A 23,508-nucleotide genomic window follows, 5' to 3' on the forward strand; every position below is an offset into this window, starting at 1 on the left:
CCTCTCAGAAGGTCGGCGCTCCTACACCATGCCGTGGGGCACTATGTGGTTGGATCCTCCCATAGTAGAGCTCTGATCATACCACGGCACCGACTTGCGCTGCGGTTCGAACAAGGGCCGTCCACCCCATTAAAGTTGCACGCCTAAACGCACCCAGAAAGACCCTGCGCCCGCGCCGCGGGGCTCAAAGGGGAAAATCCAGAAATCTACGACCCTGCCGGAGGGATGTCGGCGAAAAGGTCAAGCCTATGTCCACGGGAAAGGGCAGAGCTTGAGCAAAATTCACATATAAAATCATTTGAAATCAATTATTTAAACAACTAATCTGTCAGCACTGCCAGCATCGGCAATGGACCCGTTTTCAGGAGAACCCATGACCTCTTTCCTCTGCGCCTCGGCGCTCTGCACTATCGAGGCGGACACGCTCGACTTGGCGATCGTCGATCGGATTGCCGCCCTGCTCGGCACCTCTCTCGCGCCCGACAGCATTCGCGAGATCGAGACGCACGAGGAGCCGGACCTGCCAAAATTCGTGGTCCTGGGCCTCTTCTCGCCGTTGCAGGAAAACTGCACGCTCGTGGTCTGCGCGGATATTGAGGACCGCATCGTGCGCGGCCGGCTCGTGCCCGATGCCCTTGTCGCCGCCGCGCGCAAGGCTTGGTGGCAGGAGGACGTGGATTATTGTGCCTGCTCCTCGCAGCTGGACATGCGCCTGGCTTGGCGTCTCGGCGTCATGCCCGTTCCGAGCTATGACGACATCGCCGATCACTCCCCGCTCGCCTTTTGCGATGCAGCGTGACGGGTCTGCCCTGCCGGCCGTTGGGGGCTTGACCTTCGGCGCCGGCATGGCCATCGTCGCCCCATGATTTCTTGCGACACCCTCTTTTCGATACGCTGACCCGCACCCTTCGCGGGACAAGCCTGTTTGGCCCGGAGCCGGGTTCAGATCGAGATAGAGGAGGTTCAGGATCCATGATCCGGACGAAATCAGTCGTTTTCCCTGTCATCACGCGGCCCGTTTCCGTGTTGCCCATCTTCAGGCATCCCATCCCGTCCTGTCCGGCATACGGGCATCGCGCAGGATGAGCCTTCACGCGCCGCTTCGGCGTGGCTGAAAGATTCTTCGGAAAAAGACCAACCGGCCCGTTACAGCAGATCGACCGTGAAGCGACTCTTCGCGGCGTGAGCCTGTCTGCGTGCCGGGGAGCCATGGAAAGAGCCCCCGATGAAGAAGATCGGATCCACTGACGCCGCAGGGCGTGACCGTCACCGCCTGCGGGCCATTGAGCATAGCATCCGCCGCATCGTCGCGGCGCGGATCGCTGGCGATGTCGAGCGTGCCGCCCGGATCCGCCGCGGCGCCGGGCTGGCACTGACGCCGCAGATGCTGCGGTTCATCGCCGACCGGCTGCGGCTCGCCCGCGCGCAGAGCCAGCATGTCGCGGCCATCCGCCTCGCGCTGATCCACAGCCATGGCGATGCTTACAAGTTTTTCCGCGACCGGCATACCGCCAGCGCCGACTGGACGCAGGACCGGGTGGCGCGCGAGATGCGCCGCGCGCGGCGGAGCGGCCGGGACGAAGCGCTTGCCGAGAACTTGGACGAGGTCCGGTGCGAGCTCGTCCGGCTCGAGCTCAACGACCCGCTGGGCACGGCCTTCCCCTGGGCCACGCAGCTGCGCGCGGCCTACCTGACCGATGCCGTGTCGGGCGACAGGCGCCTGCGCTGGCGAGCGCAGCAAGCCGAGCTTGAGGCGCTGAGACTGAAGGAGGTTGCTCGCGAAGCTAGGGATGGCGCAAGGGGCGATGCTTTCACCATGCCCAAGCCCCCCGGCGGGGCGGTCGCGACGGCGGAGGCCTCGCGACAGGAGGGCCTGTGGAAGCCCATGGCGGGAAGCGCGACCGGCGATGCCGTGCCGGACGAGGTTGTTAAAGGCACTGAAAAAGACACCGTAAAAGAAGCTGCAGGGTGGGGCGCTGGCCCTGCACTTCCGCCGCGTCATGTCCGGCTTCACGAGGCCTCGGATCTGGAAGGGGCGGCCCGCGGCAGCGAGGAGGCGCGGCTTCGCTGGACGCTTCGCCAGTCGTTGGCGAAGCCGCAGGCGCTGAAGGGGCCCGAAACCCGCGATGCCATCGACCTGCTCTATGCGCGGCTCTTCGAGGAAAGCCCTTGGCTCCGTGGACCGATCGAGTGGATGTGGCAGCGCCATCTCGACTGCCTGGATGATCCAGACCGGGCGCTGCGGCTGCCGCCGCTTCTGATCCTGGGGCCGCCCGGCTGCGGCAAGACCCATCTCGCACAGCGCTTGGCCGCACTGTCGGGCACGGCCTCGGCGCGCGTCGACATGTCGGGCGCTGCGGCCCCCTGGTCGGTGGCGGGGGGCGAGTTTGGCTGGCGAAATGCTGGGCCGGGGATCGCGGTGACGACCATCGCGCGGTCGGGCACGGCGAACCCGCTCATCCTGCTCGACGAGATCGAAAAGGCCGGTGCGACCCATGCCGGCGATCCGCTGAACGCGCTCTTGCCGCTTCTACAGCCCGAGACGGCGCGGACCTTCCGCTGTCCCTGGCTCGAGGCGCCGGTGGACCTGTCGCACCTATCCTGGGTTCTGCTCGGCAACGGGATCGGGCGGCTGCCTGCCCCGCTTCTGGACCGGCTGGCGATCCACGAGGTCGGCTATCCGGACGGGCGCGACCTGCGCGCGCTGGTCGAGCACCGGCTCGGGGCTGTGGCCGCGGACCCTTCCGTGCTTGAGACTGCCGCCCGCGCGCTCAAGGCCGGCCGGCTCACTCTGCGCGGGCTCGGCCGGATCGAGGCGGAATTCCGCCGCATCGACCGCAATCCGCGCCATCACTGACCGATCCCCAATATATCCCCGACGGGGACCCCGCCCATGCTCGCCTCCCCGCTTTCGACCCTAATTGGGCTCGCCCGCACCGTCACCGCCTCGGGGTGCGGTTTCTGGCGCAGCTCATCACCGTGTTGGTCGCGCCGCTGGCGCTGGCCGCGCTTACCCTCGTGCCGTTAGGCCTCACTCTCGGCCGCTTGATCCTAGGCGCGGCAATCGTCTGCACGATCATGCTGTTGCGGCGGGATGATCCGCGCCTTCTTCTGTGGAAAGCACCGTCGCGCTGGGTTCCGCGACCATGCGCTCTCGAGCTTGGTGTCCGGCCGCAAGCCTTTGTCATCCGCCGTCACCCTCACGCGGCGGTTTTCGGGGTTCTTCGGTTCTTCCGGCGTTGCCGTTGAGTGAGAGAACGGGATCCTTCCTTTCTTCTCTTCTTTCCGGAGTGAAGAGAGAGAGAGAGAATCCGAGAAACCCCGAAACCTACCTCTCGGAACAGGGATAGGGTCGGTTTCGGGGTTTCTCGGATCTTTTTCCTTCGTTTCCGTTCAAGGAAGATAGATCCAGGTTCTTTCATTCTACAGAAGGGGTTAGGAGAACCGAGAAACCCCCAAAAACCCTGCGCGAAGAGGACGGCGGGCCGTCGGGCCACTTTTTTCTGGCAGCTGGGCGCGTTTTTTTCGAAAAGCCGTTCGTCCGTTTTCAACCCTGTCCCCGAGACTGGTCGCAGAAGCTTCAAGGCTTCCCCAATATCTCAAAAGGACAAGAAAAATGCAGACCTCAGGCAAGACCACCTTCTCCCACACCGCCGCGCGCCCGGCCGGCTGAGGAGGATCCGCGATGTTCACCTTCTCCCGCATCACCTCCCACAAGCCGGCCGTGCTGTCGAAGACCTACGCGATGAAGAACGGCGAGCTGGTCAAGACTACCTCGGCCCAGATGATCGAGGGCAAAGTCGAGACCCTCTCGGTCGCCACGCCACAGGACTTCGTCGACACACTCAAGGCGCTCGGCACCGCGCAGGCGCTGGTCTACGGCACGCCGCCCACGGATGCACCGAACCGCGTCGTGACGACCGCCATGCTGGCGCAGGGCGCGACCGGGATCGCACGCAGCAACGCGCATTTCGCCTGGCCCGGCACCGGGGGGGTCCTGATGATCGACATCGACCCTGAGGAGGGCGAGCAGGCACCGGATCGCGACACCCTCGTGGGGCTGCTGCGCCGGGCAGTGCCGGCGCTCGGCGAGGTCGCGATGATCTGGTTTCCGTCGTCCTCGTCGCACATCTGCGACGCCGCGGGGCGCGACCTGACGGGCCTGCGCGGACAGCGGCTCTATGTGCTAGTGGATCGCGCCGCCGCGATCCCCGGCCTGGGCGAACTGATCGCTGCGCGGCTCTGGCTGGCCGGGCAGGGGCGGTTCAAGATCTCGCGCAGCGGGGCACTGCTCGACCGTACGGTGATCGACACCACGGTCTGGCAGCCCTCGCGGCTCGATTTCGCGGCCGGGGCGCATGTGCAGGGCGGGCTCACGCAGCGTCGGGGCGACCCGGTGATCGTGCCGGGGGACCGCGCCTCGCTCGACCCGGAAAGGGTCCCGGCGCTGACAAAGGACGAGACACGGCAGCTCAATGCCCTAAAGGAGAGGACGAAGGGACCGCTCAAGGAAGCCGCGGCCAAGCAGCGCCGCCGCTGGATCGCCGAGTTGCGCCTGGCGGATATCGCGCGCTTCGGCGGCGCCGGGCGCGAGGCCGCCCCGGTCCTGGAGCGGGCGGTCGAGAAGGGCGAGCTTTTCGGCAGCTTCAAGATCATCGTGCTGCGGCGCGAGGAAGGGAAGACCCGGCGCGAGACCGTCACCGTGAAGGAGATCCTCGCCGACCGCGAGGCCTTCGACGGGCTCGAGACGCTGGATCCGCTCGAGCCCGGCTACAAGGGCGGGCGGGTGATCGGCAAGCTCTTACTCGACGGGGCGCCGCGCCTGCACTCCTTCGCGCGCGGCGGGCGGACCTATTCCCTGATCGCCCGAGACCGGGTGAGCGTGCCCGCCGGCGACATGTCCGATGCGGTGGACGAGACGATCGCGCGGATGACCGGCGCCGGGACCTTCTTCCGGTTCGGGACTGAGCTGGCGCATGTGGCGATGTCCGACTTCGAGGTGATGAACGAGCACCGGCTGACCTACCGGCTGGGCCAAATCATCCGCTACGTGCGTCCGGTCGAGGCGCGCGGCGGCACGGTCGTCCCGAAGCCGATCGACCCGCCGGTGGGTCTCGTGCGCCAGGTGGCGAACCTGCAGAAGACCTGCGGCCTGCCGGAACTGACCGCGCGGATCGACGTTCCGGTCTTCGACGCCTCGGGCCGGATGTCCTGCGCCCCGGGCTACGACCCGGACATGGGCTATCTCATGGCCGACACGGTCGCGGCCTATGCGGACATCTGCCGCACACCGGGCAAGGAAGAGATCGCGCACGCGGTCAAGACCCTGTGGGCACCGATCGCGCAGTTCCCCTTCGCCGATGACGCCTCCTGCTCCGCCGCCTTCTGTGGCCTGCTGACGGCAATCTTCCGTCCGACGTTGCCGACTGCGCCGATGCTGGTCTTCGAGGGCCCCGACGTCGGTGTGGGCAAGACACTGCTGGCCGCGACCCTAGGGGCACTGCGTCTCGGCCGGCGGTCGGCAGTCTCCGCCGCGCTCGACGGTGACGAGCAGGAAATGCGCAAGCGGATCTTCTCGCACCTGCTCGAAGGGGGCGAGGTGCTGTCGATCGACAATGCCGGCGGTCACCAACGCAGCAATGCGCTGGCTGCGCTTCTGACATCGCCCTTGATGAACGACCGGGTACTGGGGTTGAGCAAGATGTCCGCGGCCCTGCCGGCGCGGGTGCTGGTCGTGATGAACGGCAAGAACCTCACCTTCGGCGAGGATCTTGCGCGGCGCGTGCTCGTCTGCCGGTTAGTGCCGCACGCGGGCCCGTGCGACTTCGGGTTCGATCCGGTTGCGCATGTGCTGGAGAACCGTGATGCGCTAATCCGCGCCGCCGTCACGCTGCTGCGAGCCCGCTTCGCGGCATGGCCCGACGTGAAGGGCAGCCTTGCCTCCTTCGAGGACTGGGACCTGAGCATCGGCCGCACGTTGGCTTGGCTCGCGACCCTCTCTCTCCCCAAGGATACCACTACCGAGAAGGCCTCCAGAAAGAAGCCCGTGTTCACCGACCCGGTGCCGGTGATCCGCAGGCAGGGGGCGGAGGGCGGCGAGGCCGAGGAGACCGAGCAGCTGCTCGAAGCGCTGTGCGAGGCCTTCGGTGAGGAGTCCTTCATTGCCGCCGACGTCGCGCGTCGTCTTGTGGAGGATGGCCCCCTGCAGCTTGTGTTGCGCGAGTTAATGACGGGAGGTGGCGCTTCGGCCAAGCAGCTCGGCTGGCACCTGGCGCGGTTCAAGGACCGCAGCTGCGGCTCTGCCGAGGAGGGCCGTCTCGTGCTGCGCGAATGCCATTCTGCGCGCAAGGCCAGCCGCCGCTGGCGCATCGAGACGATCGCCGCGAACCAGCCCGCCTGCGACCAGCCGGCCGCCGCCTAAAAACCGCACCTGAAAAACCACCGTGCGCCCTCCCCAAGGGGCGCGCTGGCCCGCTGATCATCGAAAGGACAATTCCATGACCGAAGCCCCCCTCACGCCTGCCGTCCCCGATGCCATTCTGCGCATCTCTGCCGACAACCTGCGCCTCGCGGCCGCGCTGGTCGAGATCTAGCCCGGCCTCGCCACCGCCGTTCCAGGGCGCAGACGTGGTGCACTCGTCGAGATCGCGCTCAGCGACGAGGATCTCGAGGACTTGACCTATCTCTGCGGCGAGGTGCTTCCCAGCCCGCTGGCGCGTCTTGTCGCGACGCGCCCTCCGGGCGCCCCGCCGAGTGCGGCGCTACAGGCGTTCGCCGAACGGATGGAGGAGATGTATCGCCTTGGCGAATGAGGATGAGCTTGGAACAGCTTCGCGATCGTCCGCCGTTCATCCAGCGTCAGGTTCGTGAAGGCACGTCTCATGGCAGCCTCCTGATGTGCACCAGGAAATCATGCGATGGGGCATTCAAGAATAGAAACTGCCCCGCCTACACGTATATATCCGATAGTCTATATTATGTCTCAAACTTTGATGGCGAGGCTCAGGCGGTTCTGTTTCTAGGCGACTGGGAATGCTCAAACAGCAGAAACGGCCACAACGTGAGAGTTCACGGGGCACGAAAACGGTAGTCATCAATTCTGCGCGGCAGCATAGTCGTCACGACCACTTCCGGGCGAAATCACGATTTCCCGGCGGTCCGTCCCCCAAGCCGAAGACAGAAACCAGACCAAATCCCGCAGTGCTCGAGCGGGTGGCGATCGTGGTGGTCTATGCGGCCTTCGTCACCCTGCTGTGCATGAAGGTCTCTGAATGGGTGATGCCTTGGCTGACGCGCTGGGTGATCCGCAAGCCCGCCCGCCGCCGCGCACCGGCCGCGGCCGCCGCGCTGGCCGCGGGATGACTCCCCGCGCCATTTCCCCTCCCCGCCTCCCCCGGCCACCGGTCGGGGGATGACAAGACCGCCCGCCCTGCTAGGGTGCGGCCCGAAAAGCAGACCTGGAGCTTTCCTTGCAGATCGAAGACACCTCCCTCCCCGGCGTGAAGATCCTCAAGCCGCGCCGCTTTGGCGACGACCGCGGCTTCTTCTCCGAGGTCTGGAACCGCCAGACCCTGAAGGCCCAGGGCATCGACATCGACTTCGTGCAGGACAACCACTCGCTGTCGCGCACGCAGGGCACGATGCGCGGCTTGCACTTCCAGTCGCCGCCCCATGCCCAGGACAAGCTGGTGCGCGCCGGGGCCGGCACGGTCTGGGACGTGGCCGTCGACATCCGCAAGGGCTCGCCGACCTACGGCAAATGGGTGGGGGTCGAGCTGTCGGCCGAGAACGGGCTGCAGCTGCTGATCCCCAAGGGCTTCCTGCACGGCTTCTCGACGCTGACGCCGGATGCCGAGCTGCTCTACAAATGCTCGGACGTCTATGCCCCCGACTGCGACGGCGCGGTGCGCTTCGACACCCTCGGCATCGACTGGAAGATCGACCTTTCGACCGCGGTCCTGTCCGAAAAGGACGCGAAGGCGGTGCCCTTCGCCGAGTTCGACAGCCCCTTCGTCTTCGCCGGCTGAGCGGGCCGGCCGATGACGCCCCCCACTGTCCCTTCCCCGCCGTTTCGCGCCCCTCCCCGAGGCTGGCGGGGCGCGGTCGACAGGAGGCAGGAGACGGGGCGCGGGCAGATGGTCCTCGCCTTCGGAGCCGTCCCGACTATACTGCACTGCAGCAGGTCGGGACGTTCCCGGAAGACCTGTCGCGAATAACCCTGCACAGAACCTTTCCGGGTCGCTATCGGGGGATCTGTCCCGCAGGAACGAGGGTGAAATGAAAATACTTGTCACCGGCGGCGCCGGCTTCATCGGCTCCGCGGTCGTCCGTCTCGCCGTCGCGCGCGGCCACGAAGTGGTCAATCTCGACGCGATGACCTACGCGGCCTCCGAAACCAACGTGGCCACCGTCGCGCAGTCGAACCTCTACAGCTTCGAGAAGGCCGACATCCGCGACCGCACCGCACTCGACCGGATCTTCGCCACCCACAAGCCCGACGTGGTGATGCACCTGGCCGCCGAAAGCCATGTCGACCGCTCGATCGACGGGCCTGCGGACTTCATCGAGACGAACGTCACCGGCACCTTCAACATGCTGGAGGCCGCGCGGACCTACTGGGTGGCGCAAGGCAAGCCCGCCGGCTTCCGCTTCCACCACATCTCGACCGACGAAGTCTTCGGCTCGCTGCCGATGGACCCGAGCGTGAAGTTCACCGAAGACACGCCCTACGACCCGCGCTCGCCCTATTCGGCCTCGAAGGCCTCGTCGGACCATCTGGTCCGCGCCTGGCACGAGACCTATGGCCTGCCGGTGGTGCTGACCAACTGCTCGAACAACTACGGGCCCTACCACTTCCCGGAAAAGCTCATTCCGGTGGTGATCCTGAACGCGCTGGCCGGCAAGCCGCTGCCGATCTACGGCAAGGGCGAGAACATCCGCGACTGGCTCTATGTCGAGGATCACGCCGACGCGCTGCTGCTGGTGGTCGAGAAGGGCGAACTGGGCCGCAGCTACAACATCGGCGGCGAGAACGAGCGCACCAACCTCGAGCTGGTGCAGACCCTCTGCGCCATCCTCGACGAGCTGCGCCCGGCCGAAAAGCCTTACGCCGAGCAGATCACCTTCGTCACCGACCGGCCGGGCCATGACGCGCGCTACGCGATCGACCCTTCGCGCATCCGCACGGAACTGGGCTGGCGGCCCTCGGTCACCGTGGAAGAGGGTCTGAAGAAGACCGTGCAATGGTATCTCGACAACGAGGCCTGGTGGCGCCCGCTGCTTGAGCGCAAGGGGGTGGGCGTACGGCTGGGCACTGGAGAAAAGACCGACGACCAGACTGCGGCGGCCTGACCGCCCGCCCGATCACCTCTGTCGATCCGGGGCGTGCGGGATGCCGCCCCGGAGGCCAGCCAGATTCAGCAGGAAGAAAGGTGTTGCAGGACATGACCGAACCCGCCTCGCTCTTCCGTCACGCCCATCTGCGGCGCCAGAGTTCCGACGCGATCCGGATGGCCCGCGTGATCTGCATCCTGTCGATGATCACCGTGCATTTCTGGCCCGGCGCCGGGCGCATCCTCGACGAGGCGCAGCCCGGATGGGCACATCCTGTCTATCTTGTGCTTGTGGATTACCTCGGCCGCAGTTCCGTGCCGCTTCTCAGCATGATTTCGGGGGCGCTGCTGGTGCTGTCGGTGCGCCGTGGCCCGCCGCCGCTGCAGACCATCCGCCACAAGCTGCGCATGCTGATCGGGCCGATGGTCGTCTGGTCGGCTGCGCTGCTTGGCCTCTACCTGCTCCATGCCGCGGCCACCGGCGACATGTCCCGGCTGCCGCAGGGCCCGATGGGCTGGATCAATGCCCTCTTCGCCCTCACGGCCCCGCCGGCGAACCTGCCGCTGGCCTTCCTGCGCGACACCTTCGTCTGCGCCACCATCGCGGCACTGAGCCTGGCGCTGGCGCGGCGCAGTCCGGCCACAGGCCTGATGCTCACGGTCGCGGCTTTCGCGCTGATGCTGGCGCTGCCCGGTACGCTGATCCTGCGCCCACAGATCGCCTGGTTCTACCTCGCCGGCGTGATCCTGGCCCTGACCGGCCAGCTCAACCGTTCGCTGCCCTCGGGTCTCGTTCTCGCCCTCTTCCTGGCCGACAGTCTCGGGCGCAACGTCTTCGCCGCCGATCTCGGCCGCGCCGGGCTCGAATGGCTCGACCGGATCGCCATGAGCCTTCTGGTCTGGAAGGTCTGCGAGGCCATCGTCCGGCATCTGCCGGCGGTCTTCGCCCGGATGCGCCGTCTCGAACCCTATGTCTTCACGCTGTTCTGCAGCCACATGCTGGTGGTTACCGCAATCGCGGGCATTGCGGGACCGCTGAAGCTGTCGGAGACCAGCGACAGCTATCTTGCGGTCTTCTTGCTGCAGTACCCGGCCACGCTTGCCCTTGCGGTGCTGGTCGTCCATCTGCGCAGATACTGGGCACAACGCCGCACCCTCTCCCAGCCCCTGGAATTGTGACCTGATGAAGCTTCTCGTCTTCGGCCGCACCGGCCAGCTCGCCACCGAACTCGCGGCCCTCGCCGGCCCGGGCCTGAGCATCACCTGTCTCGACCGCACCGCTGCGGACCTGTCAGACCCCGAAGCCTGCGCCGCGGTGATGCAGGCGGCAGAGTGCGATGCGGCCATCATCGCCGCAGCCTGGACCGCGGTCGACCGCGCGGAAGCCGAAGAGGCGGCCGCCGCGCTGGTCAACGGCGCGAGCCCCGCCGCCATCGCGCAGGTCGCCGCCGCACGCGGGATCCCGCTGCTGCATGTCTCGACCGACTATGTCTTCGACGGCCAGGGCACCGCGCCCTGGAAACCCTCTGACCCGACGGGCCCGCTGGGCGCCTACGGCCGCACCAAGCTTGCCGGCGAGGATGGCCTGCGCGCCGCCGGCGGACCCCATGCGATCCTGCGCACCTCCTGGGTGGTCTCGTCCCATGGCGCGAATTTCGTCAAGACGATGCTGAGGCTCTCCGAGACCCGCAACCACCTGACCGTGGTCGCCGATCAGATCGGCGGACCCACCCCGGCACGCGCCATCGCCGCCGCCCTCGTGGACATGGCGCGCCAGCTTCTGGCCGATCCGTCGAAGTCCGGAACCTATCATTTCTCCGGCGCGCCGGACGTCAGCTGGGCGGAGTTCGCCCGTGCCATTTTCGTCGCCGCCGATCGTGACGTGACGGTCGAGGACATCCCGACCTCGGCCTTCCCGACCCCCGCCCGGCGTCCTGCGAACAGCCGCATGGACTGCGACGATCTCGCCCGCGTGTTCGGCATCACGCGTCCGGACTGGCGCGCGGAGCTGGAGGGGATCCTGGCCGAACTCGGACTGAAAACCCCGCTGGGCGTCTCCCCGGGCTGACGCCGGGCGAACCTGCTTCCCGGCACGACCTCCGGGCTCGGCATCCTCTGCCGAGCCAGAAGAAAATGGTGCATGCACAGCAGACGATTCTGTCGCCGTGCCGCCTCGCCCCGGCGACATCGTTCGCAGCGGCAGCACAGTCGCGCCACATTCCGGACACTTTCCCGCCGAATGGCGCGCGGCGCACAACGTCCGCGAGAGGCTTTGGAGGCCTCAGGGATCTTGGCTAGCGTCGGGACCTCACCCTCGCTTCGGGAGCCCCAGCGTGAAACTTCTCCTCTCCTCCGGCCTTGCCCCCCTCGCCCTCGTCGGCGGTCTCGCCCTGTCGCCGGCCTCGGCCGCGACGGTGACCTTCACCCTCGACCGCGCCAATTCCGCCATCGCGCTGGCCGAGGACGGCGTCGCCTGCCTGAAGAAGACCACCTGCGGCGTCACCGCCGACCTGGCCTTCGCCGAAGGCACCGCGATCACCCTCGACGAAGGCGCGAGCCAGGCCTTCGACCTGATCAGCTGGACCGGCTTCGGCTCGGGCACGGCCAATTACGACGTGCAGCTGACGCTGGCCTTCTCGACCCCGGCCGTCGCCTCGGTCACCGGGCTCGGCAGCGCCAGCGCGCTGACCTTCAAGGGCGTGATCATCGCCGGCGCGCTCGACTGGTCCTCGGTCACGCCGCTGGCCTTCGACGGCATCGACGCGACGCTGAGCCTCGCCTCGGCCGACGGCCTGGTGCTGAGCCCCAGCGTCACCACCGGCGCGAAGCTGACCCTGAACGGCGTCACCCCGCCGCCGGCGGTCACGCCCGATCCGACCCCGGCCCCGGTCCCGCTGCCCGCCGCCGGCGCCTTGCTGGCCGCCGCGATCGGTGGTCTCGCCGGCCTGCGCCGCCGTGGCCGCAAGGCGTAAGCGCCCTGCGCCGCTGAACCTGTCCGGGACCGGCCGCGGTCCCGGGCCCTGCCTCGGCATCGGCATCGGCATCGGCCCCAGCCCCCCTCCCGACCTTGGGCGCGGGGCAACCGATGGCCGCGCCCGGTGCTTGCGGTTCCTGCCGCGCTGCCGCATCGTCGCGAGGATCGCCGGGACAGTGTCCGACAGGTCCTCCGGCCCGAGAACAGCATAAGGCAGTGCATCCATGACCACCCGCAAGGGCATCATCCTCGCCGGGGGCTCCGGCACCCGGCTCTATCCGATCACCATGGCCGTCTCGAAGCAGCTCCTGCCTGTCTACGACAAGCCGATGATCTATTACCCGCTGACCGCGCTGATGCTTGCCGGCATTCGCGAGATCGCGATCATCACCACCCCTGCCGACCAGGACCAGTTCCAGCGCATGCTGGGTGACGGCAGCCAGTGGGGCGTGTCTTTCACCTGGATCGTGCAGCCCTCGCCTGACGGGCTGGCGCAGGCCTATCTGCTGGCCGAGGACTTCCTCGCCGGCGCCCCCTCGGCGATGGTGCTGGGCGACAACATCTTCTTCGGCCATGGCCTGCCCGAGATCCTGGCTGCCGCCGACGCGCGCCCCGCGGGCGGCACCGTCTTCGGCTATCACGTCGCCGATCCGGAACGCTACGGCGTCGTGGCCTTCGGCGCGGATGGCACCGTCACCGAGATCATCGAAAAGCCCGCGGTGCCGCCCTCGAACTACGCGGTCACCGGGCTTTATTTCCTCGACGGCACGGCGCCGGAGCGGGCCCGAGCGGTGAAGCCCTCGCCCCGCGGCGAGCTCGAGATCGTGACGCTTCTCGAAAGCTACCTGCACGAGGGCATGCTCTCGGTCGAGACGATGGGCCGCGGCTATGCCTGGCTCGACACCGGCACCCATGCGAGCCTGCTTGATGCCGGCAATTTCGTGCGCACCCTCGAAGAGCGTCAGGGTCTGCAGATCGGCTCGCCCGACGAGATCGCCTTCACCCAGGGGTGGATCGATGCCGATCGCCTCGCAGGCCGGGCGGCGAAATTCGGCAAGAACAGCTACGGTGCCTATCTGAAGGCGCTGCTCGACTGAGCCTCGCACCGAAGGGCCGGACCATGACAGGGCGCGGGGGGGCTTCGCTGAGAAGAAAGGAGAACGCCTCCCGCCGCCCGGCCACCGGATCGGGTCGTGTCGTGAAGATTGTGGGGCTGGCGGGGCTCTGCCTGCTTGGGCTGGTGCTCTGCCTGCTCGCGCAGCGCGGCCTCTGGCTCGACGAGGCGATGATGCTCGTCAACATGCCGCTTCCGGATCCTCTCGCGGCCTTCGCTCCGTTGCCACGCTACACGCAGGCAGCCCCGCCTCCGTTCAGTCTGTTGCTGTCGTTGCTTGCATCGCTACCGGTGCCTGCGATCCGTCTTGCGCTTGCAACGACCGGCTGTCTGGCGGTGGCACTGGCCTTCCGGCACGACTGGCGCCGACCCTGCTTCGCTGCAGCCCTGACACTCGCGCTGCTCGGACCACAGCTGGGTCTCTACTACCTGACCGAACTGAAATACTACGGCTTCGACGCGGTCGGCGTTGTGCTGGCGCTGGCCTGGGCGGCGCGGCGATCCCCGGCAGCGCCGTTCGGCCTTCGCGATGCGGTCTGGCTCTGGGCCGCATCCCTTTGCGGGATCGCGACGATCGCGGTATCGGGGACCGTGCTTCTGCTGGCCCTGCCGGGCAGGGTCGCGCGGCGGTCCCCGCGCCAGCTCGCGCGCGACCTTGTCATGGCGACAGTGATCTTTGCAGGGATCGGCCTGCACTACCTTGCCGTCAGAACGGCGACCTCCGTCCAGCTCGCGACCTACGCCGAATATTTCGAGGCCGGGACGCCGTCCGACCACTCCGCTCCGCAGAGCCAACCCGCATCACAGAGCCAACCCGAACCGGCCGCGGCACCTCCCTGGCGCGACAGGCTTGCGGCCTTCGGGACGCTGGCACGCGACATCCTGCGCAAGGCCGGCATCGTGGTGACCGCCTCAGCGCTTCTGTGCTGCCTCGCACTGGGCGTTGCGGGACCCCGGGATCCCGCGGCACGCCGCATGGCCGGGGCCGCAATCGCAAGCCTCGCGACGATGGCAGGGCTGGTGGCGACCGGGCTTTTCCCTGCCTTCACCGCGCGCCATGTCGTCTTCCTCGCCGGCTACCCAGTCGCGCTCGGGCTGGCGGCGCTGCTGGTGCCGGCCGGCCCCCGGCTCTGGCCGCGGCTGCTGCAGGCGGGCCTCGCGCTGATGATGCTCGGGGCCACGGCGATCACCCTGCGGAACCTGATACAGGACCGGCTGATCGTGCAGCCCAATGCCAACCGCGAGATCCTCTCGCTTCTGGCCGCGGCCCCGCCCGGCCCGGTCGCCCCTTGGGGCTTCGGCCAACCGGTGCTCGAGGCCTATCGCGACCGGATCGCCGGCCTTGCCGCGCGCCCGGTCGTCGCCCGGACCAACCCCGCCACCGCCGCCCCCGATCCCGCACTGTTCGGGCCTGCGGGCACCGCGCTGTCGCCGGCCGCCTTCTCTGCGCGGATCGAGGCGCACCGCGACGAGCCGGGCGGCTGGGCGCGGCAGATGCTCTATGGCCGGCGCGGCCTCGACATGGCGCCTTTGGCGGAACGGCTTCTGGACGCGGCGCCGCGGGGGGCCGTCTTCTATGTCTTCTCGAGCCATCTGATGCAGGCCCGTGCCGACGGGCCCGAGATGGCGCCGCTCACCACCCGGCTCGACGCGGCCGGATGCCGAAGCGAGACGCTGGCCGCCGACCGCGGTGTGCTGCTGCTGCAGGTTCTCTGTCCCGCCCCGGATCGCCCCCCCGATCACGCCGGCTGAAACCTTTCGCGCGCGAAAGGTTCGGGGGCGGTCAGTCCCGCCGTCAGTCGCTGGGCCGCTTCCGCAGCCAGCCGAGGAAGGCGCGGTCGGGGGCGGTCAGGCGGGCGCGCCCCGTCGCATGCCAGACCGCCAGCCACTCGGCCTGCAGCGCGTAGACATCCCTCCCCGGCGCGATCGCCCGCGCCGCGTCCAGCGTCTCGGGCGCCAGCCGCGGCTCGGGCTGCGGACCGCCAGCCCCCTGCCCCGCCTTGGTTCCCCCGGGTCCCCTGCGCCGCGCCAGCGCCTCGGCCTTGGGCGTGACCCGCAGCACGTCGCCCGGCTCTTCGGCCAGCAGGTAGTCCGGCAGGTTGCCTTCCGCGATCATGTCGCGGATCATCTTTCGGAACACCCGAAGCGGCGAGACCGAGCCCGACTTCTTCTGCAAGGTCTCCATCGAGACCCGCCATTCGGGCTGCGATCCGCAATGCTTGCGCGCCAGCTCGTAGACCCGCCGCTCCAGCGGCCGGCGCAGGCGGAAATAGTCGCGGCTGAGCGTCAGCACCGATTTCGACAGCACCGCCCGATAGAGCCATTCCGAGAGCGTGACGATGACCGAGATCATCCGCCCGCCGCGGGTCAGCCGCGCGATCTGCCAGCTTTCGATCAGGCCGAAGCCCGAGGTCGTCTCGACACCGCCCGTCACCTGGTTGGTGGTGATGCGCGTGCCGGCGAGCCGCTCGAAGGCCTCGCGCAGCCGCTTGTAGCCATCGCCGGAAGTCTCGCGGTTGGTCGCGACCAGCAGGTCATGCGCCTTCAGCTGCAGCCTGCGCCCGACCGCCTGCCCGGCATTGATCGCCGCCATCAGCTGGCTGATGCAGTAGATCAGGATGTCCTTGTCATGGATCGTGGCCAGGCCCTTCACCGAGGGCACGACCTCGATCTCGGTGCCGTTGTGGGCATAGCGCAGGATCCGCCGGTCGGGGCGGGTCGCGAGCGAGAAGAGCGGATGCTCCATCGAGCCCATGTCGTCCTTCGGCACCGCCCCCGCGAAATCGCACAGGAAGAAGTCCGCCGTCGGATGGTGCTCGGGCAGGAGCCCGCCCCCCGGGAAGATGCCCGGCAGGGAAATGCTGGTGGCCATGTGACCGGTGCCTGTCCTCGTCCCCCGAAAGGGCTCCTGTCGTCCGGGATCTGCCGCCCCGGTCCGACCGCTGCTCGATGTCCGCGGCCCGGGTTTCCCGGTGTCGCACGGACGGTTGCCTCTGCTCTGGCCGGGTTTCGCCCCCTTGGGAACGGCCCGGTCCTTATCGTGGTTTCAGTGACACCCACCCTAGGCGAGCCGCGCCCGACGGTCCAGCGCGGCGGCATCCGGCCGTGCGCTTTCCTCGGGGTTTCGGAATCGCGGCTTCGGGGTTTCGGAGTCGGAAGAACGTGGTTTCAGAGTCACCCAAGGCTTCGGGACAGATCCTCGAATCCCTGTTTTCATGGGCTTCCTGCTCCCTCCAGGCTTCCCCGCAGCCCCCCGTAACATATAGACTAACGAAATAAATAACGGCGACCGCAGCCGGACAGCGCCCCCGACACAGCGCCCGCGGCCTTCAACCCCCCGGAAAAGCTGAGAATCGGCAAGGCGCCAGCAGGCCGATGTTTCGAAAAAGCTTCCATGTCGCGACTTTTGCGATATGATGCCTAAAACGCGTTACATCTCGCGAAAGCCGGCAGAGACCGGTCCCAGAGCAGCAGCACCACCGGCCCGCCGCGCGGGTCCATGGAAGGACAGGCACATGGCTTCCGAGCCCCTCGAGATCCCGCCCTATTTCAACATCGACCCCGATGTCGCGCTGGCCGAGCTTGGCGCCCCGGCCTCGTCCGAACGCTTCGCCGAGATCGCCCGTGCCTGTGCCAAGGGCCGCGATGACCTGATGGCCCGCGGCGCCGGGCCCGAGGGGCGGCGGGCGCTGCGCCTGTTCTCGACCTGGGAGATCACCCGCTACCTGATCCCGGTCGCGGTCCAGCATTTCCGCCGGGTGCTGCGCCAAAACCCTGACCTGCCGCAGGGCCGGTCCGAGACCGAGGGCGGGGCGCGCTGGTTCACGCTGGACGAGGTGCTGCGGCTGCGGGCGCATTTCGCGGCGGAAGGATCGCGCTCGAAGGAATACCGCCCCTACCGCCCGGAAGGCCTGCCCGCGAAGCTGGTGGCGGTGGCGAACTTCAAGGGCGGGGTCGGCAAGACCTCGACCGCAGCGCATCTGGCGATGTCGGCGGCGCTCGACGGCTACCGGGTGCTGGTGATCGACCTGGACAGCCAGGGCTCGATGACCTCGATCTTCGGCGGCCGGGTCGAGGACGAATGGGGCACGGTCTTCCCGCTGATGGCGCGCCACTACGCCCGCCACCTGCAGGGCGAGAACCAGTCCCGCCTCGCCCGCGGTGAAGAGCCGATCGCGCTCGACGAGACGCTGACCGCGGCGCTCGAGACCCGGGCGCAGGACATCGTGCAGAAGACCCACTGGCCGAACATCGACCTGATCGGCGCGCAGCTGAACCTCTACTGGGCCGAGTTCCAGGTGCCGGTCTGGCGGATGCAGGGCCGGACCTGGAAGCTGTGGGAGGCGCTCTCGGCCACGCTCGAAGCCGACGGGATCCTGAACGACTACGATCTCGTGTTCCTCGATACGCCCCCTGCCCTCGGCTACCTGACGATCAACGGGCTCGCCGCCGCCGACATCCTTCTGGTGCCGCTCGGCGCCTCGTTCCTCGAGTTCGACTCGACGGGGCGGTTCTTCGACATGCTGCACTCGACCTTCGGCTCGATCGAGGCGGCCGAGAACCGGCTGGCGCGCGCCTTGGGCCGCGAGGGGCTCACGTTCGAATGGGAGGCGGTGCGCGCGGTCATCACCCGCTACGACGTCGCCCAGCAGGGCGAGATGGCGGCCTTGATGCAGGCCTATCTGGGCCCGGTGCTCTCGCCCCACCGCCAGGATTTCACCGCGTTGGTGGGCCAGGCCGGCGAGCAGGTCTCGGGCATCTACGAGGCCGATTACCGCGACTTCAACCGCGAGACCTATGCCCGCGGCCGCGCGACCTTCGACGAGACCTATGCCGCCTTCAAGCGCCTGCTGATCGGCAGCTGGCGGAAGGCCGAGAAGCAGCGCACGGTCGCCTCACCCGATGGCAAGCCCACCCAGACATCTTCGCAGACAGTCTTGCGGGCGGCAGGCTGAGGGGGGGACGGGAATGGCACGCAAGCGACTGAGCCCGCTCGGCGGCAGCTGGGAGATGGATGCGACCCGCGAGGGCGAGGCGGGAAGCGGGGCGGGGGCCCGGCCGCCGATCGCGCGGGTGGCGGGCGATGCGGCCTCGGCCGCGGCGCTGGAAGAGATGGCGGGGGCGCTGGAACGCGCCCGGGCCGAGGGGCGGATGGTGCTCGAGCTGCCGCTGGCGGCGATCGAGGCGCAGTACCAGAGCCGCGACCGGGTGCTGGCCGAGGCCGGGGCGATGGAGGAGCTGAAGGAAAGCCTGCGCGCCCGCGGCCAGCAGGCGCCGATCGAGGTGGTCGAGCTGCCGTCGGCCAGCCGCAATGCCGCGCCGCGCTACGGGCTGATCTCGGGCTGGCGGCGGCTGCGCGCGCTGGGCGAGCTGCAGGCGGAGACCGGCGAGGCGCGCTTCGGCACGGTGCTGGCGCTGCTGCGCCGGCCGCAGGACCGGGCGGCGGCCTATGTGGCGATGGTCGAAGAGAACGAGGTCCGCGCCGATCTGAGCTTCTACGAGCGCGCCCATGTCGTGGCGCAAAGCCTCGCCGACGGGGTCTTCGCCACCGAGAAGCAGGCCCTGCACGCGCTCTTCGCCACCGCCTCCTATGGCAAGCGCTCGAAGATCAAGTCCTTCCTGCCGGTGGTGGCGGAACTGGGGGCTGCGCTGCGCTTCCCGACCGCGATCCCCGAGCGGCTGGGCCTGATGCTGGCCCGCGCGCTGGACGAGCCGACCAATGCCTGGCGGCTGCGCGCGGCGCTGGCCGATGCCGCCCCCGAGACGCCGGAGGCCGAGGCCGCGGTGCTGGCCGCCGCGCTGGAACGGCTGCTGCCGCGCCCTGAGGCGATGGCCGTCGAAGACGAGGGGACCCGCGAGGAGGGGACCCAGGACGAGAGGGAGGCCCCTGCCCTGCCGCCGCAGGCCGCCCCCTCGACCGGCCGACCGGTGGCCCCGCCGCGCGCGCCCGCCGTCCTGCCCCCGGTCGAACGGATGTCGGACCCCTATCTGATCGCGCCGGGGATCCGCTTCTCGGCCCGCCGCGGCCGGGTCGAGCTCGAGGGCGAGGGCGTCAGCCCCGGCATGATCGAGCGGCTGCAGGACTGGCTGCGCGCGCAGCGCTGAGCGGCATCGGTCAGGGGGCCTGCCGGGCCCCCTGCAAGGCGGCGGCGGGGAAGGCGAATCCCCTGCGCCCCCGCGCAGAAAGATAAAAATCTCCGGAATCCCCTGATGCCGCGCCGCGGCGCTTTCAAGGCGCGACCGGTTCCCGATCCGGCACAATCGCCGGATGTCCCACGGGCAGGTTGCCCGATCGGAAATCGCCGCCTTGATGTCCCCGCAATTGCGCCGTCGCGCCAAAAACTCGTCCCTGCCCTGCCCGATTTCGGAAGGGCCCCGCCTTAGTTGCGCACCCCTCTCTTGGCAGTTTTGCCGCCATGAGGGACCGGATGCAGGCCGAGAGGGCTGCGGGGGCAGGGGCCGGTTCGATGACGATGCTCAAGGAGCCAGCCTGAATGACCACGATCACGGTTCACAACACTGCGGAACTCAAGGACGCGATGTACCTGCTGTCCAAGACCGGGGGGACGATTGCCGTCGCCAGCAATGATCTCGGCTACACGCTGAACATCTCGAACGTCGGAAACTCGGAAACTCCGATCACGATCGTGGCTGCAGACCCTTCCGACCCCCCGGACTTCAACTATGTGAAGATGACTTCGACGACGAACATCACCTTTGACGGGGTGATGTTCGACAGCAGCGACGCCGCGACCGACGCTGCCAAGGACGTGGAACTCTACAGCACCACGGGCGTGACCTTCCAGAACTGCACCTTCATAGGCGCGTCGGACGGATATTTCGCCGGGACCGGCACGGCCACGATCGGCGGGAACATGGCCTATGTCCGTGGCTGCACGGACACCGCATTCCTCAACAACACTATTTCCAACTACGGTCACGGCATCGCGGTGATCAACAGCAACGGAACGACCATCGCAGGCAACGACATCAGCCAGCTGACCTTCGACGGGATCCGTCTGACCGGGGCGGTCGACACGCTCATCGAGAACAACTACATCCACGACTTCTACGGCTCGGACCAGAACTACAACCACTCGGACATGATCCAGGTGTTCGCAGCCGGTGGCCTGACCACCCAGAACACAGAAAATCTCGTGATCCGTAGCAACCTGATGACGACGGACGGCGTCGCCACCCAGTCGATCTTCATCGCCAACGAGACGATCAACAACGCGGACGGTCAGCCTTACGAAAATATCGTCATCGAGGACAACACGATCTACAACGGCCAGACCCACGGGATCTACATCTCGAACGCGGATGACGTTGTGGTTTCGGACAACACGCTGTTGTGGAACACGTCGGCGGTCATGAAGTCCACGACCAGCTCCCCGACCACCAGTGCGCCTTCGATCAAGCTGCTCAGTGTCACCAATGGCACCGTCACGAACAACATCGCTGCCGGCTACTCGACCGGCACCGCCACGGCCAGCGACAACATCTCCTATTCTCTGGACCCGACCTCGGCCAACTATGCTGGCGACAACTTCGTCAACGTGATCTCGGCCGGCAACATCGACCAACGGGATCTAACGCTCTTGGCCGACAGCGCCTGGCTCGGGCACGGGTCCTCTCTGAGCCAGCCCGGGTCCGAAGAGATCGCCGATACCTCCGGTGCCATCATCTCGGAAACGACCGGCAAGGCGGCGCTGGTCGAAGCCGAGGATGTGACCGCGGTCATCCGGCAGGACAGCTCGATCCGCGAGCCCGGACTTGTCATCTATGACGCGAGCCTCTCGAACGTCGATGGCGTGGTCCTGGATCCGGCGACGACGCGCTACATCTGGACCTTCGACGACGGCACCTCGCTCGAGGGGGTGAGCGTGAGCCACACCTATGCCGACGCCGGCATCCACGATGTGGTCCTGACGGTCATCACCGGATCGGGCGCCAGCGACACCATCGAGCGTACGACGAAGACCTCGCCCGACCTGCTCATCGACATCGACTTCGAGGGGGGGATCTCCGACGACAGCGGGTTCAGCACCACGGTTTGGTCCTCGGGCAGCAACACCGAGGTGGCCGGACAGAACGGGACCGGCTTCCATCTCGATGGATCGAGCAAGCTCTACATCAAGGGCTCGCAGATCTATGACAGGCAGAACTTCACCTTCGCTCTGACCGCGACCCTCGACAGCAAGACGGACTCGGGTGTGCTTGTGCATATGCACAAAGCCTTCCAGATCCAGGTGACCAGCAAGGGCGCGCTCAACGTGACCTTCTGGACCACGGGGGGCACTGTCAGCGTCACGTCCGCGGCCGGCATCATGTCGGACGGCGCAGCGCATCGCATCGCCTTCGCCTTCGCGGGTGGACAGGGAGGGGAACTCGTCCTCTATGTCGACGGCAAGGAGGTCGGCACTGCGGACGTGAGCTCTGGTCTGCCGGACACCGGCACGTACAACCTGGTGATTGGCAACACCTTCAACAGCAGCGTCCATGCCGTCGTCGATGACATTACGATGCTTGGCACCGCCAGGGGCGATGACTGGGCGGCCTCCGACTATGCCGAGGCCTTCGGGCTTGAAACCGTTCAGGACGACGCTGCGATCGTCGCGCCCGTTGCGGCAGCTCCGGTAATCGTCGACACGCCGGATCTCCTGCCGGACGGTCTGCTGGCCGGCCTTGCCCTGGCGACACGCCTCTCCGATCCGAACGATGGCACTTCTGGGGGCGACCTGCTGCGTCTGACCTTCGAGAACGGGATCAAGGATGACAGCGGCACCACCACCAAGCTCGGCAGCTCGGGCGCGGCCCGCTCTCTGGTCGACACCGGCCTGACCGGGACGGGGTTCCATCTCGATGGTTCGAGCAAGGTGATCATCGGGCGCGGCAACACCTATCTGCAGAAGCAGGAAGACTTCACCGTCGCCCTATCAATGAAGCTCGACAGCGATCGCAGTGCGGGCGTTTTCATGCATCTGCACAAAGGCATGACCGCCAAGATCAACAAGGATGGCTCGATCTCGATCAACATCGAGCTGGCGAACGGCACCGGCGTCACCGTGACCTCAGCCGCAGGCACGATGTCGGATGGCGACTGGCATCGGATCGTCTTCGCCATGGATGGCGGCAAAGGCGGCGCGCTGACCCTTTATGTCGACGGAGAAGCCGTGGCGACGGCGGCCACGGACCAAGTGATGAACACGTCGATGATCGGCAAATACGACTGGGTGATCGGCAACACCTGGAATTCCAGCGTGACCGCCACCGTCGACGATGTCGAGTTTACCAGCAAGGCGATGACGGCCTCGGACGCGGCAGCCGATTTTGCGCATCAGCAGAAGCTGATCGCCGCCCTAGCGCATCCCGATCTCGTCGGCGTCGGCGTCGTCGGCGACAGCCACATCGGCACGGTGGAGAACGACGTCATCACCGGCACCGCCGCGGCCGAGCTCCTTTTCGGCCGCGAGGGCAACGACACGCTCACCGGTGGCGCCGGCGCCGACTGCTTCGTCTTCGACCGCGCCTTCACGGCGCACAACATCGACACGATCACCGACTTCGCGTCAGCCGAGGGCGACCGGATCCTGATCGACGCCGATCTGCTCGGGCTCGAGGCGGGCACGACCGCCAAGGCGCAGTTTGCCGCCGGCACCGAAGCGCCCAGCGCGGACATCCATTTCGTCTATGACGCGGACAGCGGCCAGCTGTGGTTCGATGCCGACGGCTCGGGCGAGCAGGACAAGCAGCTGATCCTGCGCCTTGCGCCGGGAACCGCGCTGAGCGGCCACGACATCACCATGTTCTGAAACCCGGCCGGGCGGCGCAGCCCGGCTGACCGGTGACGCCAACCGGGCCGGCGCTACGCCGGCCCGGTTCGCCTGTGCGGCCCGCCGAAGAGCCCGGTCCCGGTGGCGTTGATGCTGTAACCGCCCCCCGACGGCATCAACGTGCCAAGGTGGGATCGCAACAATCCATGTTGGGAGGCGGTCATGTCGGAGATTACCACTGTGGGGCTCGATCTGGCGAAGAATGTGTTCCAGGTTCACGGCGCTGATGCTCGTGGTCAGGTCTTGCTTCGA

At 67.5% G+C, this 23,508-nt stretch carries 16 protein-coding genes; 15 read left to right on the forward strand and 1 reads right to left on the reverse strand.

Annotated elements, in window-relative coordinates; genetic code table 11:
- Positions 1-373 precede the first annotated feature (373 nt).
- From V8J36_RS18865 to V8J36_RS18920, 12 genes are all read left to right on the forward strand, one after another.
- A complete protein-coding gene (locus V8J36_RS18865; RefSeq protein WP_336468870.1) occupies positions 374-799 on the forward strand; it encodes a hypothetical protein in 426 nt (141 codons plus the stop codon).
- Positions 800-1,225: 426 nt separating this feature from the next.
- The gene (locus V8J36_RS18870; RefSeq protein WP_336468871.1) at positions 1,226-2,857 is read left to right on the forward strand and encodes an AAA family ATPase; all 1,632 of its coding nucleotides are present in this window, start codon (positions 1,226-1,228) and stop codon (positions 2,855-2,857) included.
- A gap of 828 nt (positions 2,858-3,685) precedes the next feature.
- Positions 3,686-6,421, forward strand: a complete 2,736-nt coding sequence (locus V8J36_RS18875; RefSeq protein WP_336468872.1) for a hypothetical protein — start codon at positions 3,686-3,688, stop codon at positions 6,419-6,421.
- Between the two features lie 253 nt (positions 6,422-6,674).
- Complete coding sequence (locus V8J36_RS18880) at positions 6,675-6,812, forward strand: hypothetical protein (protein ID WP_336468873.1); 138 nt, start codon at positions 6,675-6,677, stop codon at positions 6,810-6,812.
- Between the two features lie 388 nt (positions 6,813-7,200).
- Complete coding sequence (locus V8J36_RS18885; protein ID WP_336468874.1) at positions 7,201-7,362, forward strand: hypothetical protein; 162 nt, start codon at positions 7,201-7,203, stop codon at positions 7,360-7,362.
- Positions 7,363-7,469: 107 nt separating this feature from the next.
- Positions 7,470-8,027: a dTDP-4-dehydrorhamnose 3,5-epimerase gene (gene rfbC, locus V8J36_RS18890; RefSeq protein ID WP_336468875.1), complete on the forward strand. Its 558-nt coding sequence runs from the start codon at positions 7,470-7,472 to the stop codon at positions 8,025-8,027.
- 250 nt (positions 8,028-8,277) lie between these two features.
- Positions 8,278-9,351, forward strand: a complete 1,074-nt coding sequence (gene rfbB, locus V8J36_RS18895) for a dTDP-glucose 4,6-dehydratase (protein ID WP_336468876.1) — start codon at positions 8,278-8,280, stop codon at positions 9,349-9,351.
- A gap of 92 nt (positions 9,352-9,443) precedes the next feature.
- Complete coding sequence (locus V8J36_RS18900) at positions 9,444-10,511, forward strand: acyltransferase family protein (protein ID WP_336468877.1); 1,068 nt, start codon at positions 9,444-9,446, stop codon at positions 10,509-10,511.
- A 4-nt stretch (positions 10,512-10,515) separates the two neighbouring features.
- Positions 10,516-11,400: a dTDP-4-dehydrorhamnose reductase gene (gene rfbD / locus V8J36_RS18905; protein ID WP_336468878.1), complete on the forward strand. Its 885-nt coding sequence runs from the start codon at positions 10,516-10,518 to the stop codon at positions 11,398-11,400.
- 265 nt (positions 11,401-11,665) lie between these two features.
- Positions 11,666-12,304 carry a hypothetical protein gene (locus V8J36_RS18910; protein ID WP_336468879.1) on the forward strand — a complete coding sequence of 213 codons (639 nt, stop codon included), beginning with the start codon at positions 11,666-11,668 and terminating at the stop codon, positions 12,302-12,304.
- A 226-nt stretch (positions 12,305-12,530) separates the two neighbouring features.
- The gene (rfbA, locus tag V8J36_RS18915) at positions 12,531-13,403 is read left to right on the forward strand and encodes a glucose-1-phosphate thymidylyltransferase RfbA (protein ID WP_336468880.1); all 873 of its coding nucleotides are present in this window, start codon (positions 12,531-12,533) and stop codon (positions 13,401-13,403) included.
- 101 nt (positions 13,404-13,504) lie between these two features.
- On the forward strand, positions 13,505-15,172 hold the full coding sequence (locus V8J36_RS18920) for a hypothetical protein (protein WP_336468881.1): 1,668 nt from the start codon (positions 13,505-13,507) through the stop codon (positions 15,170-15,172).
- Positions 15,173-15,215: 43 nt separating this feature from the next.
- Here V8J36_RS18920 and V8J36_RS18925 read toward each other — a convergent pair whose 3' ends face one another.
- Positions 15,216-16,292, reverse strand: a complete 1,077-nt coding sequence (locus V8J36_RS18925) for a replication initiator protein A (protein WP_336468882.1) — start codon at positions 16,290-16,292, stop codon at positions 15,216-15,218.
- 643 nt (positions 16,293-16,935) lie between these two features.
- Here V8J36_RS18925 and V8J36_RS18930 point away from each other — a divergent pair.
- The 3 genes from V8J36_RS18930 to V8J36_RS18940 all read left to right on the forward strand — a co-directional run bounded on the left by V8J36_RS18930 (position 16,936) and on the right by V8J36_RS18940 (position 23,235).
- Complete coding sequence (locus V8J36_RS18930) at positions 16,936-18,375, forward strand: AAA family ATPase (protein WP_336468883.1); 1,440 nt, start codon at positions 16,936-16,938, stop codon at positions 18,373-18,375.
- Between the two features lie 13 nt (positions 18,376-18,388).
- Positions 18,389-19,525 (forward strand): ParB/RepB/Spo0J family partition protein, encoded by a 1,137-nt coding sequence (locus V8J36_RS18935; RefSeq protein ID WP_336468884.1) that lies wholly within the window; start codon positions 18,389-18,391, stop codon positions 19,523-19,525.
- Positions 19,526-19,914: 389 nt separating this feature from the next.
- Positions 19,915-23,235, forward strand: a complete 3,321-nt coding sequence (locus V8J36_RS18940; protein ID WP_336468885.1) for a LamG-like jellyroll fold domain-containing protein — start codon at positions 19,915-19,917, stop codon at positions 23,233-23,235.
- Positions 23,236-23,508: the final 273 nt, after the last annotated feature.

This window comes from Frigidibacter sp. MR17.14 (assembly GCF_037095735.1).
Classification (GTDB): Bacteria; Pseudomonadota; Alphaproteobacteria; order Rhodobacterales; family Rhodobacteraceae; genus Frigidibacter.